At 36.2% G+C, this 13,332-nt stretch carries 15 protein-coding genes; 4 read left to right on the top strand and 11 right to left on the bottom strand.

Annotated features, from left to right (window positions below; genetic code table 11):
- Positions 1-216: 216 nt before the first annotated feature.
- A complete protein-coding gene (locus tag J7E77_RS28420; protein ID WP_168244099.1) occupies positions 217-555 on the top strand; it encodes a YmaF family protein in 339 nt (112 codons plus the stop codon).
- 75 nt (positions 556-630) lie between these two features.
- On the opposite strand, the gene J7E77_RS28415 is transcribed toward J7E77_RS28420, so the two are convergent.
- The gene (locus J7E77_RS28415) at positions 631-1,557 is read right to left on the bottom strand and encodes a TIGR03943 family putative permease subunit (RefSeq protein ID WP_214718744.1); all 927 of its coding nucleotides are present in this window, start codon (positions 1,555-1,557) and stop codon (positions 631-633) included.
- 10 nt (positions 1,558-1,567) lie between these two features.
- Positions 1,568-2,575 carry a permease gene (locus tag J7E77_RS28410; RefSeq protein WP_214718743.1) on the bottom strand — a complete coding sequence of 336 codons (1,008 nt, stop codon included), beginning with the start codon at positions 2,573-2,575 and terminating at the stop codon, positions 1,568-1,570.
- Between the two features lie 225 nt (positions 2,576-2,800).
- Between J7E77_RS28410 and J7E77_RS28405 the strand changes: the two genes are divergently transcribed.
- A complete protein-coding gene (locus J7E77_RS28405; protein ID WP_214718742.1) occupies positions 2,801-3,733 on the top strand; it encodes a metal ABC transporter substrate-binding protein in 933 nt (310 codons plus the stop codon).
- 59 nt (positions 3,734-3,792) lie between these two features.
- Here the strand turns inward: J7E77_RS28405 and J7E77_RS28400 are convergent, their stop codons facing one another.
- The 3 genes from J7E77_RS28400 to J7E77_RS28390 all read right to left on the bottom strand — a co-directional run bounded on the left by J7E77_RS28400 (position 3,793) and on the right by J7E77_RS28390 (position 6,398).
- The gene (locus tag J7E77_RS28400) at positions 3,793-4,641 is read right to left on the bottom strand and encodes a TIGR03943 family putative permease subunit (protein WP_214718740.1); all 849 of its coding nucleotides are present in this window, start codon (positions 4,639-4,641) and stop codon (positions 3,793-3,795) included.
- A gap of 12 nt (positions 4,642-4,653) precedes the next feature.
- Positions 4,654-5,541 carry a permease gene (locus tag J7E77_RS28395; RefSeq protein WP_214718738.1) on the bottom strand — a complete coding sequence of 296 codons (888 nt, stop codon included), beginning with the start codon at positions 5,539-5,541 and terminating at the stop codon, positions 4,654-4,656.
- Positions 5,542-5,771: 230 nt separating this feature from the next.
- Positions 5,772-6,398, bottom strand: a complete 627-nt coding sequence (locus tag J7E77_RS28390) for a metal-dependent hydrolase (protein WP_214718736.1) — start codon at positions 6,396-6,398, stop codon at positions 5,772-5,774.
- Between the two features lie 234 nt (positions 6,399-6,632).
- Here J7E77_RS28390 and J7E77_RS28385 point away from each other — a divergent pair, with 234 nt between their 5' ends.
- Complete coding sequence (locus J7E77_RS28385; protein ID WP_214718735.1) at positions 6,633-7,007, top strand: DnaJ family domain-containing protein; 375 nt, start codon at positions 6,633-6,635, stop codon at positions 7,005-7,007.
- Positions 7,008-7,050: 43 nt separating this feature from the next.
- On the opposite strand, the gene J7E77_RS28380 is transcribed toward J7E77_RS28385, so the two are convergent.
- The 3 genes from J7E77_RS28380 to J7E77_RS28370 form a co-directional block, all read right to left on the bottom strand.
- Positions 7,051-7,614 carry a YitT family protein gene (locus J7E77_RS28380; protein WP_214718783.1) on the bottom strand — a complete coding sequence of 188 codons (564 nt, stop codon included), beginning with the start codon at positions 7,612-7,614 and terminating at the stop codon, positions 7,051-7,053.
- A gap of 133 nt (positions 7,615-7,747) precedes the next feature.
- Complete coding sequence (locus J7E77_RS28375; protein ID WP_214718734.1) at positions 7,748-8,074, bottom strand: hypothetical protein; 327 nt, start codon at positions 8,072-8,074, stop codon at positions 7,748-7,750.
- A 71-nt stretch (positions 8,075-8,145) separates the two neighbouring features.
- The gene (locus tag J7E77_RS28370; RefSeq protein WP_214718733.1) at positions 8,146-9,318 is read right to left on the bottom strand and encodes an MFS transporter; all 1,173 of its coding nucleotides are present in this window, start codon (positions 9,316-9,318) and stop codon (positions 8,146-8,148) included.
- Positions 9,319-9,636: 318 nt separating this feature from the next.
- Between J7E77_RS28370 and J7E77_RS28365 the strand changes: the two genes are divergently transcribed.
- Positions 9,637-9,777 carry a hypothetical protein gene (locus J7E77_RS28365; protein ID WP_214718732.1) on the top strand — a complete coding sequence of 47 codons (141 nt, stop codon included), beginning with the start codon at positions 9,637-9,639 and terminating at the stop codon, positions 9,775-9,777.
- A 196-nt stretch (positions 9,778-9,973) separates the two neighbouring features.
- Here the strand turns inward: J7E77_RS28365 and J7E77_RS28360 are convergent, their stop codons facing one another.
- The 3 genes from J7E77_RS28360 to J7E77_RS28350 are packed head-to-tail and all read right to left on the bottom strand — an operon-like array spanning position 9,974 to position 13,279.
- Positions 9,974-11,611 carry a PhnE/PtxC family ABC transporter permease gene (locus J7E77_RS28360; protein ID WP_214718731.1) on the bottom strand — a complete coding sequence of 546 codons (1,638 nt, stop codon included), beginning with the start codon at positions 11,609-11,611 and terminating at the stop codon, positions 9,974-9,976.
- A gap of 1 nt (position 11,612) precedes the next feature.
- Entirely contained in the window at positions 11,613-12,365 is a 753-nt protein-coding gene (locus tag J7E77_RS28355; RefSeq protein ID WP_214718730.1) for a phosphonate ABC transporter ATP-binding protein, read from the bottom strand.
- Positions 12,366-12,379: 14 nt separating this feature from the next.
- Positions 12,380-13,279, bottom strand: coding sequence for a putative selenate ABC transporter substrate-binding protein (locus tag J7E77_RS28350; RefSeq protein WP_214718728.1), 900 nt, complete (start codon positions 13,277-13,279; stop codon positions 12,380-12,382).
- Positions 13,280-13,332 lie beyond the last annotated feature (53 nt).

The raw sequence follows: 13,332 nt of genomic DNA, 5'->3' as shown, positions 1-13,332 counted from the left end.
ATAAATATCATTAGTAATAAAGCAGCAAAGGAGGTTTATCAAAAAAATCAGCCTCAACTTCCTGGTCAAGTAAATATCGACCAGTTTAATCAGATGTTAATTGCTCCAGAATCATTCGCAGCAAGATCTGAATCGCAACCGAGCAACTATTTGTCTATCGTGTACAAAATCTATAAAACAACGAAATTAGCCAAAAAAATTAACTGAGGTGAGGATGTGAGTAAGGTAAGTAAAGATGATTTTGTTCAGGGGTTTGTGCCGAACCATAATCATGGTTCGGTTGATTATACTTCTGTTGATGCAGGTCATGTCCATCAGTGTTTAGATGTTACTTCGCCGCCAATTCAGACTCAGGATCAAAACCATATTCATTATACAGAGGGATATGTTGTTTTCGAAAATGGCCATACCCATTATTATAAGGCATATTCCGGTCCAGCTATTCCCGTAGGTAATGGCATGCATGTACATCATTATGATTTTTATACTACAGAAAATGATGGGCATAAGCACCATATAAGAGGTGTGGACCAACCTGCACCAGGAAATAAATAAAAATCACTGGAAATTTATTATTATTAATTATTCTCAACAAAAAAAAGAGACGACAGTCTCTTTTTTTTTGTGTGTTTAATCAATCTTCACTCCAACATCAAATACATAAGGCTGCTTTGGAGCAGCAATTTTTAAAATCTGCTTTATTTTTATCATAGGGATCGTACCACCATCATATTGGGTTTGCCCAATCAAACCAGTTACTTGTACCCATTTATCTTTCGGTAAGGCTGCTATATTACCACTTGCCATAATTCCATAAACTGAAGCATCTGCAACACAACAAGAAATTCCAAATCGCGCAACTATGATTTGATTTTGCATGAAATTCTTTTCCCTATAAACAAACCCTTTTGTTGAAACCGTTTTACCAATCATACTTGGTAGATTATCTTGAATGATACTCATCATTGGGACATAAAGCTGTTCATTAATATTTATTATCTTTGACTTTAACATGTCATTTTTTAATTTGTCGTATTCCTTTACTGTTAATGGCTCAGGTTGATTATCGAGAGAATAATTGGTATTTGATGTGGAATTCGTTTTATTCTTATCATTTGTAGCATTTAATTCTTCCGATTTATTATTGTTTTTAACCGTCTTGATTTGATTTGTATCTTGTGAATTTGATCCAAGTTTAATGGTTCTGTTCATCGCCACGGAGCTATCCAGCACATTGTTTGCAAAAAGAAAACCAGTGCTTATAGGAATAACAAATAATAAATAAAGCAATAGACTTTTACCTATTGAAGTAGGATAGGAATGATTCCCGTCACAATCACAATGAAAAGAATGTTTATGATCCGAAGTTCCTCGGATAATCAAAAGAACACCCAGAATAAGTAATACAAATAGAGTAAAGTAAATAAAACGAATCATTTTCGGTGCAATCAGAAGTGTAATATTACCAGTAAGAAGTAATTTGAATAAAAGTAACATAAATCCAATCAAAATGATTCCTCTGATTAGGTGGTGGAAGGTATCATTTGTATACTTCATAATTCATCTCCTAAATAAAAAATAGCTGAAATATATAGACTGACAAATAGACGACGACTGGAGTTACTATTAGTATGAATAGTACAAACCGTTTCTTAAAATACCCGAACAACATTAAGGTGTTTTTAATATCAATCATTGGGCCGAAGACTAGAAAAGCAAGGATTGATCCTTCCGTAAAGGTAGAACCGAATGAAGAAGCAACAAAGGCATCCGCTGAAGAACACACCGAAAGAACATAGCCAAACCCCATCATAACCACTGGTGCTATGTGTGTGCTTGTCCCAATGGATAACAGAACATTGCGGTCTAAAAAAGTCTGAAATAAACTTGCAAGGAAGGCTCCTATGAATAAATATTTTCCAGTATCAAATAATTCATCACTTGCATGATATAAGGTTTCTAAAAGTTTATTTACTTTTTTATGGTGGTGATGATGGTCATCATGAGGACCATCTTTAACTGTTTTAAGAATATTTTCCCCCTTAAATCGTCGGTAAATGATTAATCCAATAATGATTGAACTAATAAATCCTACAACCATTCTGGCATTGGCAATATAGGGCGTACTCTTAAAAGCAAAGTAGGTAGACGCATAGACGACAGGGTTTAAGATCGGAGCACTTAGCATAAACACAACGCCTACGTGGGATGGCATGCCTTTCTTTATTAACCTGCGAACCACAGGAACGATGGCACATTCACAAATGGGAAAGATTATTCCTAGCAATGCAGCGGGTATGACGGCTAAATAGGGATTACGAGGCAACACCTTTCGGATTGCATTTTCAGAAACAAATGTTTGAATAATCGCTGATACAAATACTCCTAATAAAATAAAAGGAATAGCCTCTAAAATAATACTCAGGAAAATCGTATTGATATTTAAAAATGAACTTGGGATTCTATTAAAAAAAGAGATATTTTTAATTTCCTCAGCAAAAAGAAAGAGAATCATGAATAAACCAAATAATAGAATACAAAAGATATCCTTTAGCAGCTTATTTAAATAGGCCATAGCAAATTTCCTCCTCAAATCTATCATCCCATTCATATTGATATGCACTTATCTGAGAATATTTCATTATATTTCATATTGACATAAATAATGAATCGTTATAAGATACAATTCGTAACCATTACGATTTGTTAAATCTAATAAACTTATATTATATGGAATAATTATTCATTTTAAATCGTAATAATTCCTAATTAAAAACTATTATGGAGAGGAAAAAAGATTATGAAAAGACTTCTATGCGCTTTAATTATTTTGCTTATGGTGATAAGCGGCTGTTCCAATGCAGTTCAGACAAAAGGAAAAAAAGGTAGTGAGGGAACAAAAAAATTACAAATTGTCACCACGTTTTATCCAATGTATTATTTTACCCAAAAAGTGGCTGGCAGTTCAGCGAATGTTGAACTATTAATACCGAACGGTGCAGAACCACATGACTGGGAGCCAACAGCAAAAGATATGGCCAAAATTCAAGATGCAGATATGTTTATATACAATAGCCAATACTTTGAAAGCTGGACTGAAAAAGTATTAAAGAGTATTAATGATTCAAATTTAACTGTTGTAGAAGCTTCGAAAGGGATTGAATTGATGAATGCATTAGAATCAGAGGAGGAACATCATTCTGATCATGCAGCTTCAAAAGACCCGCATGTATGGCTTTCTCCCGTGTTAGCCCAACAGGAGGTCGACACTATTGCTAAGGCTATAGAAAAGCTAGATCCAAAAAATAAAAATCAGTATGAAAAAAATGCAGAAAATTTTAAATCCCAACTTGCCGATTTAGACCACTTATACCAAGAGACAATTAATCAGGCGAAGAAAAAAGAATTTGTAACACAACATGCAGCATTTGGATATTTAGCAAAACAATACGGGTTAACTCAAATTCCGATAGCTGGATTATCCCCAGATGTAGAACCAACCCTAGGGAAATTGAAGGAATTAGCAGAAGTAACGAAGAAGAAAAATGTAAAGGTAATTTATTTTGAGGGTCTTACTTCTTCTAAAGTGGCTCAGACATTAGCTAATGAAATAGGTGCTAAAACTGAAGTTTTAAATCCATTAGAAGGATTAACTAAAGAAGAGCAAGAAAAAGGGTTAGACTTTATAGATGTTATGAAAAACAATCTTGAGTCATTAAAACTATCATTTTAGAAATATAAATAAAAAAATGACCTATTCATCTGTGGAATAGGTCATTTTTCGTTAATAAATTAATATCCCCTAAAAACATACTCTTCTTTAGGAGCAGAAGTAGTCGACCAATCTTCTACCTTTAAATAGGGAATGTTGGTTTTAAAGGGCTGATAATAGATTGTTGATATTTTACCTTTTACTGTTACCCATTGATCGTTTTTCAATTTCGTGCCATCAGGCATTTCCACTAGCATTCCAAAGACACCTGAATCTGCAATACAATGAATTACACCAAATCGGAACACAAACAGCTGGTTCTTATTGATTGTTTCTGAATCATTGAAGACAAATCCTTTAAACTCGATATCTTTTCCAAGAAAATCACCAGGGAAGTTATAAATAGTTTCCATACCTTTTAAATAATTCTTATCGTTTAAAATAATCGTTTCTTGATTAACGTACTTTTTCTTTTCCTTTTTCATTAACACATCATAATCATCTTTCCCATAATACACACTTGTATCTGGACGCAAAAATTGCTGTTGCATAAAGGAATCGCCTTTTCCTTCATCGTAAATGGGAAAATGAAATCCTTTTGCTTTTACAATATTTGAATCAAGTGTGGCAATTGGAAAAAATAAACCTGAAATAATTGGAAAGGCGAAAATTGGATATATGAAAACTTTTTTATACCATTTATTCTCTTTTGAATGGTTATGCCCACAATGATCATGATCACAGCCAGCATCTTTTGACTCGCCTTTACTGAGCATAAAGATTTGGACAATAGTTAATACAAGTAATGCATAACCAGCAGTTGCAGAAAGATAAGAATATTTCATGTTGATATATTTATTAATATCCCCTGTAAGATGCATTTGAAAGATTAAATAAGTAAAACCAATTAATATTAAGCTTCTTATCATAGTTCCCACTCCTTAAAACAACAAAGAGTATACAAATACAACAGCGAAAACGGTAGAAACAATCATAAAAACTAGCCGCTTTTTAAACGTTGCAAGCATCATCATTAAATTTTTTATATCCACCATTGGCCCAAACACAAGAAACGCTAATAATGAACCAGTTGAAAATGTCGTTCTAAAAGATGAAGCGATAAATGCATCTGCTTCGGAGCAAAGAGAAAGAATAAAAGAGAGAGTCATCATCACGATGGAAGATGATGCTTGTCCCTGACCAATCGAAACAAGAGTCGATGTCTTAATATATGTTTGAACGGCTGCGGCAATTAGTGACCCGATAATTAAATATTTACCCATTGAGAAAAATTCTTCAACAGCATGTTCCAAGGTCTGCCAGATCTTTTTGAAAAATGGGGTCGATTTTCCATCCGAATGGTGAATATGGAAATGCTCTTTAAAAGGGCTCCCTTTATATCGAAAAGCGATCAAAATTCCTACTACAATAGCTACAATGATTGCTCCCAACGCACGGTATAACGCCATCTTCCAGTCACTGCCAAATGCAATAAAAGTTGCAAACAAGACAACAGGATTGATGATCGGTGCTGTCAGCATAAAGGCGATTCCCGCAGAGATTGGCACTCCTTTTGAGACTAGCCTACTGACGATTGGAACAATCCCACATTCACAAGAAGGAAATAAAATACCTAAGAAACTTGCAAAGATTACAGCTAATACTTTATTTTTTGGCATGATTTTTGCAATCATTTCTTCGGTAACAAATATTTGAATGATCCCTGAAATTAGTACACCTAATGTGACGAATGGCAGGGCTTCAATTAAGATCGAAATAAAAATGGTATTCATCTGTAAAAAAGATTGCGGTAAGGATATACCAAACATCGTAGTCCTCCTATATTCAAGACTCATGGAAACTACTATACTCTCATCCTATTTATTAGTCCAACGAAAAATCTGGAATAAGTTATATTTATTACCCATGCGTTATTTAAGTACTAAAAAAGGTCAACCATAAATATCTGGCTGACACAATGAAAGGCATGGGTACTTTCTTCAAAATATAATCATTACTAAATAACCTGATGTACGAAAAAAAATTTATTGCTACTTTATTAAATTTCTTTCGATGAAACAGGTAAAAAAAGCTTAATCCCTCGTTTATTGAATGGTAAGATTTTAAAATCTGCAATCAAATGACTTATGTATCCAGCAAGGCAGGTGTAGAAAACGCCGTCAATTCCTAGGGATCTTTCTAATTTGGAAGCAATAATTCCGAAGAAAACAACCCCTAATATGGAATGGGTATAGCTTCGGTGTGAAACTAGAGACGCGATTAAAATATAAATCCCAAGCAGTATTAACCAAATTTCAGTTAAGGAGAATCCGCCTGCAATTACACCGATTCCTGTGATCGTTAACATGTGCTTTTGCTTGATCAATGAGGCTGCAATCATCAACCCTATTCCGATCCCTAAACCAATCCACTTCTCTCTAGTAGTTCCTTCATAAAAACTATAAAAGACCATCATTATTCCAATTAACTGTGCCACTATCCGAATCACCTTATGAGATAAGGTGATTTTACCCCGAAGCTTCCCGTCTATGTCGAGATCGGGGATTAAGCCTGAAATACCACCTAATCCGACTAGAAAGAGTGTGGTTGAAGGGGAGGTATGGAAAGTGTTCGCAACTATAAAACCTGTTGCTGCCCCTATTGCTGCATGTGCCGTTCCGTTCACTTTTATTTCACCTCTATATGTTATTTATGGTATTTTACAAAACACCACAACATATTTAATATACTATAAAACATTTGTTCTGTTTAGAGGGAAGTTAAATTTGTTTTAAGCAAAATATATTTTGATTAGAGTCTTTTTATAAATCAGATAAAAATCGAATCATGTTGTAGTTTGTTTTGTCATTCTGTATAACATTTACATAGGGTAAAATAAAAATAAAAAGGGGGACTTGTCTTGGACCTATTTTCAAGAATTGCAGAAGATAAAATAAAAGAAGCGATAAAAAATAAGGAGTTCGAAAATCTACCTGGATTGGGAAAACCATTGGATTTGAAAGATGAACTGCCAGGGATGAGCGCTGAAATGAAAATGGGTTATCGCATCCTTAAGAATGCTGGGTTCATTTCAGATCAAGTAGATTTACGAAAAGAAATGATTACATTAAATGATCTAATTTCTGTTGCAACAGATGACGAAGAAATCAACAGGTTGCAAGAAAAATTAACGCGAAAAAAACTGCAGTTTGAAAAAGTGATGGAACAAAGAAGAAAAAATACCAATGTACGATTTGGAAGCTATGCGGAAAATATATATGGAAAGATGAAATAAAAAGATTATGACAAAGTAGATAGAGAGTTAGAACTTACTCTAATCAAAATGCATCCCGTTTAGAATTCTTTACCAGTAAGGATGTAATGAATCCAAAAGAAAGAATTGTTAGTATTGAATAGAAGAAACTTTGCGATCCGAGCACTTTAAACCCCGATAATAAGACTAAACCATCGACAATCAAGATAATGATTCCGATATTAAAAGAAAAGGATTTCGCTAAGAAATGCGCTAACAATTCTGTACCTCCTGTGCTTGTCTGATAGCGAAGCATTAATCCAACACCAAGTCCGCCTAGTGCTCCACCGAATAATGCACTTAAAATAATGGGAAGTGGAAAATGATTTTGTAAAGGAGCCAGTATATCAATAAAAAATGAGGAAACCATTAGACCATGAAAGCTACTGTAAAAGTAGTCACGTTCTCGGAACCATGCATATATACACAGAGGCATACTAAATAAAATTACACATAAGCCCGTTTGAAAATCGAAATAATAATGGAGAATGAGTGATAAGCCGATGATCCCGCCATCTAGTAAATGATGAGGGATTAAAAACGCATTAACCCCAATACCTATTAATAGGCTCCCAATTAAAATAGCCATCAACTTTTGCAGGATACCTCACCTTGCCCTATTCCATTTGTTTGAGTACTTAACTTTTACTAAACCTACATCCACGGATATGGGAAAAGCGATAAATCTTCTCAACAACAAAGACCGCTGACATTAGCGGTCTTTATTGTTGATCATCATCCCAATATTGCAGTGTATCTGTTTTTCCAGTAGGCTCACTCTTTAGTACATTCCCATCTTTGTCTTTATAAACCTCATACTCCTGGTACGTTTCTACGATATAGCCATCCACTTTTTCGATTTTCTCTAGTTTTTCCTCCAATACTGGAATATCGTTTGAAGGCTCTACTTCTACTGGCTGTGCCATCACAGGTTGATCGGCTGAATAGGCATAGTCTTTATTAATAATTGAGTAGGGTGAATCAAGATAAGCAGCAAATCCTAAGGTTACCAACAGGAGACAAATACATATAAAGTTTTTTAATTTCATAAACTGGGCTCCTTTTTACTTACATCCTCGTAACCCATTTTATGCATGTCCTAAAAACATATGCCTATTGTTTAGTTTTGAATATTGGTTGATTTCACTGCAGCCAGCTGTGGGCGGAAAAGTAAAAATAGAATAAATGCTGCAATCGAAATAAGCGCGCCTAAAATATACGGGAGGCCAATCGCCATGGAAAACAACCATCCTCCAAGTGGCGGCCCAATAATCCGGCCAAGAGAGTCAAAGGAAGATAAAAGGCCAGTTGAACTTCCATAGCCTGCGCTTGATGTCTTCGTAATTAGAGAAGAGACACTTGGCCGAATAACACCATTGCCTAAACCGAAAATCGTTAGATAGAGGGCTGCAGTTGCAAAGCTATTCACCAATAAAATCAACCCAAATCCAAGGGCTGAAACAATGATTCCTCCCTGAATTACGATCCTCTCGCCGTATTTCTTCGTTAATCTGCCTACTAGACCACCTTGGACGATTGCACTTGCAAACCCCATGATCATAAATATGTAACCAAGTTGTGTTGCTCCTAAACCAGCCTTTTTAGCGGCAAAGTAGGCAAAAGTTGCTTCCAGACCGGATAGGGATAAGGAAATCAATAATTGCACTAAAAATAGGACGGAAACAGCCCCACTAAATGCTTTCCACAAGGATGGCTTTTCTTTGATGAGCTTTCCTTTTTTTGGAGCTGATTCTTTTAGTAAAAGAAAAACAAGAAACAATGTAATAAACGAGGATCCACTTGCAAGATAAAAGGGCATACTCAAGCTGAATTTTGAAAAAATACCACCAATCGCTGGACCGAAAACAAAGCCTAGCCCTGTTGCCGCTCCGACAATTCCCATTCCTTTGCCGCGATTTTCCTCCGTAGTAATATCTGCAACATAGGCCATAGCGGTCGGCATATTGGCAGATGAAAGAAATCCGCCGATAATTCTTGCGGCAAATAGCATCCAAAGCTCTGTAGACAAGGCTTGAATCAGGAAGGATAAACCAAGTCCAGCAATTCCAATCATCATGACCGGTTTGCGCCCAATTCGGTCGGAAACTTGCCCCCACATTGGAGCGAAAATAAGTTGCATGAGCGAATAAACTGCCATTAATAATCCTAATTCGGTCGGATTTGCCCCAATTTCTTCGGCATAGAAAGGTAAAACTGGAATGATAATTCCAAATCCCACCATCACCAAAAACATAACTACAAATAAAATCGGTAAAGCGGACTTTGATTGCAAAGAATTTTCACTCCTAGATGACTTTTGAAGTCGTTGATATTACTTACTTCTTCCTATCAATAGGATAATGGAAATGTTCGTAGAAATACAAGCCTCATTCATCAATTATTTCCTTTGATGGAAATAGTATGCAGTTATGCTGGATATTGTCGAATTGGTAGGAGTATAAGGATAATGAACAATTCAATAAGTAAAAATATTGGAAAAATATCATATTAATGGAAAGAGATGAATGCTTTCAAAACGAGTGGAATGCATAATTTCGCGCGAAAGATCTTCAGTTGGGTCTTCTAAAGTGGAAGGGTGCAATCATATTTTTTGACATGGAAGGCAAATGGCAGGATCTCGACTTATGAGGAAGCAGCAGAAATGGTCACCACATATGGACGTCATTTTGATGGAGGAAAGCTGGTTAGAAAAGCACAGCAGCCGAAGGATACTAATAAGAAACCAAGCTAACTAATGGTTTATCAGATGCTTAGAAAAAAGATAGCGTTAATCGTGCAAGCTGCTAGCAATTACTAGCATACTTATAAAAATGACTTGTGGACAAAACTAACCTCGGAAGCTAGAAAAGGGCCAGCAGAAACTATAAGGAAAAATACTAATTGAAGCAAAAAGAACACCATTCCATTTTAGGAACGGTGTTCTATATCTATTTTACGGATTTTCTGGTGCTTTCTGAAGCAAAGTCAGCGATAACGACTAGAATCATATAACAAAGAAGTAACAGTGTGATTTCTGTATATTGGAAATAACTCATTGCGAGTTTAAACTCCATACCAAGGCCGCCTGCTCCGACAAAACCAACAACAATCGTTGTCCTCATAATGACTTCCCAACGATATAAAATATAGGTAAGAAATCTAGGTAAGACACTTGGCAAGATCCCGTAGAAGAAGATCTGGATTTTGGAGGCACCTGCGGATGCTAAATTACGGATCGGTCGAGGGTCCATATCCTCAATTACCTCAGCCCAAAGCTTACCGAGTATTCCAAAGTTATGGAGTGCAAGTGCGATTGCTCCTGGCAATAACCCTGGTTTAAAAATAAAAATAATCATCATGGCCCAAACCAGCTCAGGAACGGAACGCGAAAAGATATAAGTAATCCGAATAATTCCATAAAGAATCCAATTATACAAATGCTTTGATGAAGTTAAACTACCGTTTGCAATATTTCTTGCTGCAGGAATAACAGTTAAGAAAGCAGCAATCGTCGCAAATCCGATGGCCATGATACTCATTTCAAGCGTCTCAAGTGTAAGCTTTAACGCAGTTGACCAGCTTTTAGCATTAAGGAAAGCAGGATGCTTATCATTTAAACCAATAAGACTGCCAAAAAACTTCTTCGCATATTCGATATTTTTATCTGACAGTAGTTCAAATAACTTAGCATTCTCACCTACGATAATAAATACCCAAGAACCGATGACTAATAGCATAACAAATAGGGAGGACCGCCAACCAGAACTGAAACCGCTCCTACGTTTACTGTCAGTTAATCCTTTTCTCACATAATTACTCCAAATATCCACAAAAAAGACGAGAGCAATCAGGAAAAATACATATGCCCATACTTGATCATATTTCAGATCAGCGAGCGATAATTGAATTTGATAGCCTAAGCCTCCGAGTCCGATAAAACTCATAATGGCCGAAGAACGAATCGCACACTCAAAACGGTACATTGTATAGCTGATCATATCTGCCCAAATCAATGGGAGGTAGCCATAAATAAGGATTTGAAGTCTTGAGGCACCGGTAGATTTTAATGCTGTGATGGGCTCCTCCGGTACATCATTTAACATATCAGCAAAAATACGGCCAAGAATTCCTCCATATGGAATAGCAAGAGCAAATATAGCCGCATAAGGGGAAAGACCTACAGCGGCAACAAAAAGCCATGCCCATATTAACTCATGAATCGAACGAGTAAACCCTAAAACACCCCTGAAAATTACTTTAGATGTTAAACGAGCAACCCTGCCTGAGGTTAATGTTCCAGATGCAAGAATCCCTACAATCAGTGCATAAACTACAGCAAGAGACATTCCAGCAACTGCATAAGCTAGTGTAATCCAAGCAGATTCGAGACCTTTGATCAATACTTCTGTCGCCAAATCAGGTTGAATTATGCCTTCAAATATTTGCATCATCGTCGGAATTCCGCCGGCATGGAATAGGTCAGCATTCCAATGAATCGAAAACAAGCTCCAAACAAAAACTGCAATCAATAGTAATGTAAGAATGAGGCGATTATACCTACCAAATACTGATTTTCGTCTCAACATCTTAACCTTGCTCCTTTAGTCGATAAAGGTTGGCTAACAGTTCATCCGTCACTTTTTCTGTTGGCAAATCAAAAAGCATTTCCCCATTTTTAAGAGCGATGATTCTTGTAAAATATTTACGAGCATATTCGACAGAATGCAAACTGGCAATTAACGTTTGTTTTTCCTCAGAAACGATTTTTATTAACATGGCTAATACATCCTCGGCTCTTGCAGGATCTAGAGACGCTACTGGTTCATCAGCCAAAATTACTTCAGGTTTTTGGACCATTAATCTCGCCATCGCGACACGCTGCTGTTCGCCTCCAGATAAAGTGGAGGTAATTTCGTACATCTTATCAGTAAGACCAACTCTTTCAAGTGCTTTTAAGGCGATTTCTTTTTCTTGTGGCACAAGTAACGACAAGAGGGATTTGAAAAGGCCCCATTCAGCTAATCGTCCAGCCAGGACATTATGGATAACCGGGATCGAGCCAATCAAATCAAATTGTTGACGTATCACACCAACCTTTTTGGCAAATATATGCCCTTTTTTATAGGATGATATCAGTTTGCTATCAATCGATAGCTCACCATTTTGGATGGGTACTAGTCCAGCAATTGAATTTAATAACGTTGTTTTACCTGCACCGCTCGGTCCAATTAACGCTACCTTTTCCCCCTGCAAAATAGAAAAAGAAAGGGAAGATATGGCTATCTTCCGCTCAAAGTGTTTCGATATATTTTTTGCTTCAATTATTGTTTTTGAAGTCATGTCTACGACACCTACTACTTAATAATCTGTAATTCTTTTGCTACTTGTTCAATTTTTTTGTAATTATCGTTATTCGTTTCTACAAAGCTATCTGTTTGGAATAAGTCCGCAATTTCCTTTTGCTGGCCAGAAATCGATAGAAGGGCGTCTTTTACTTTTTGCTTTGAACCTTTACCAAAGACTTCTTCCACATTGCTATTGATTGTCCAGTTATAGTCATAGTAAGCAGGAGTTGTATAGAATACTTTAACTTTTTTCGTATCAACTTTGCCTTCTTTTACAGCTGCTTCCCAAACTGCTTCATTTAGTGCACCTGCTTTAAAGGCACCGGATTCAATTAATTTGTAGGTTGTATCATGGGAACCGGAGAAATTAGGTTTGCCGTCAAAGTCTGTATTGGCATCAATTCCAGCCTCTGATAAATAGTAACGTGGCATTAAATGCCCAGATGTTGAACTTTCACTGCCAAAAGTAAATGACTTTCCTTTTAAATCTTCAAGCTTTGTGATATTTTCTGATGATTGGGTGATAAATACAGAATGGAACTCAGCGTCACGTGGACGTTGCACAATTGACTCTGCTTCAGGGACAAGGTTTCTAGCCTGTACACTTGTTAAACCGCCAAACCAGGCCATATGAATTTCACCGCGTTGAAATGCAGTAACTAGTGCAGCATAATCAACAGACGGTACAAATTCAACTTTCATACCAGTCTTTTCGCTAAGATATTTAGCAACAGCCGTCATACCTTTATCTAAATCTGCAGCATTCTGGTCAGGAATCGCCCCAATTTTAAATACTTCATTCGTTGTCGTTTCTTTCTTACCTTCATTTGTATTCTCATCACTTTGCCCACAAGCTGCTAATGAAAATACAAGAATAGCAATTATGATGACAGAAATCCATTTTTTCATTAATAATTACACCTCTATAATATATTTTTAAAAACTTAGAATTGCTAAACCTT

Source organism: Bacillus sp. ISL-77 (assembly GCF_018613105.1).
The sequence above is the reverse complement of the archived record's forward strand: the minus strand, read 5'-3'. Positions and strand labels throughout refer to the sequence as shown.

Bases quoted from the DNA above. Each gene is read 5' to 3' on its own strand.
- J7E77_RS28415 (WP_214718744.1), bottom strand. From the start codon at position 1,557: ATGAAGTATACAAATGATACCTTCCACCACCTAATCAGAGGAATCATT.
- J7E77_RS28410 (WP_214718743.1), bottom strand. From the start codon at position 2,575: ATGGCCTATTTAAATAAGCTGCTAAAGGATATCTTTTGTATTCTATTA.
- J7E77_RS28405 (WP_214718742.1), top strand. From the start codon at position 2,801: ATGAAAAGACTTCTATGCGCTTTAATTATTTTGCTTATGGTGATAAGC.
- J7E77_RS28400 (WP_214718740.1), bottom strand. From the start codon at position 4,641: ATGATAAGAAGCTTAATATTAATTGGTTTTACTTATTTAATCTTTCAA.
- J7E77_RS28395 (WP_214718738.1), bottom strand. From the start codon at position 5,541: ATGTTTGGTATATCCTTACCGCAATCTTTTTTACAGATGAATACCATT.
- J7E77_RS28380 (WP_214718783.1), bottom strand. From the start codon at position 7,614: ATGGCTATTTTAATTGGGAGCCTATTAATAGGTATTGGGGTTAATGCG.
- J7E77_RS28375 (WP_214718734.1), bottom strand. From the start codon at position 8,074: ATGAAATTAAAAAACTTTATATGTATTTGTCTCCTGTTGGTAACCTTA.
- J7E77_RS28360 (WP_214718731.1), bottom strand. From the start codon at position 11,611: ATGTTGAGACGAAAATCAGTATTTGGTAGGTATAATCGCCTCATTCTT.
- J7E77_RS28355 (WP_214718730.1), bottom strand. From the start codon at position 12,365: ATGACTTCAAAAACAATAATTGAAGCAAAAAATATATCGAAACACTTT.
- J7E77_RS28350 (WP_214718728.1), bottom strand. From the start codon at position 13,279: ATGAAAAAATGGATTTCTGTCATCATAATTGCTATTCTTGTATTTTCA.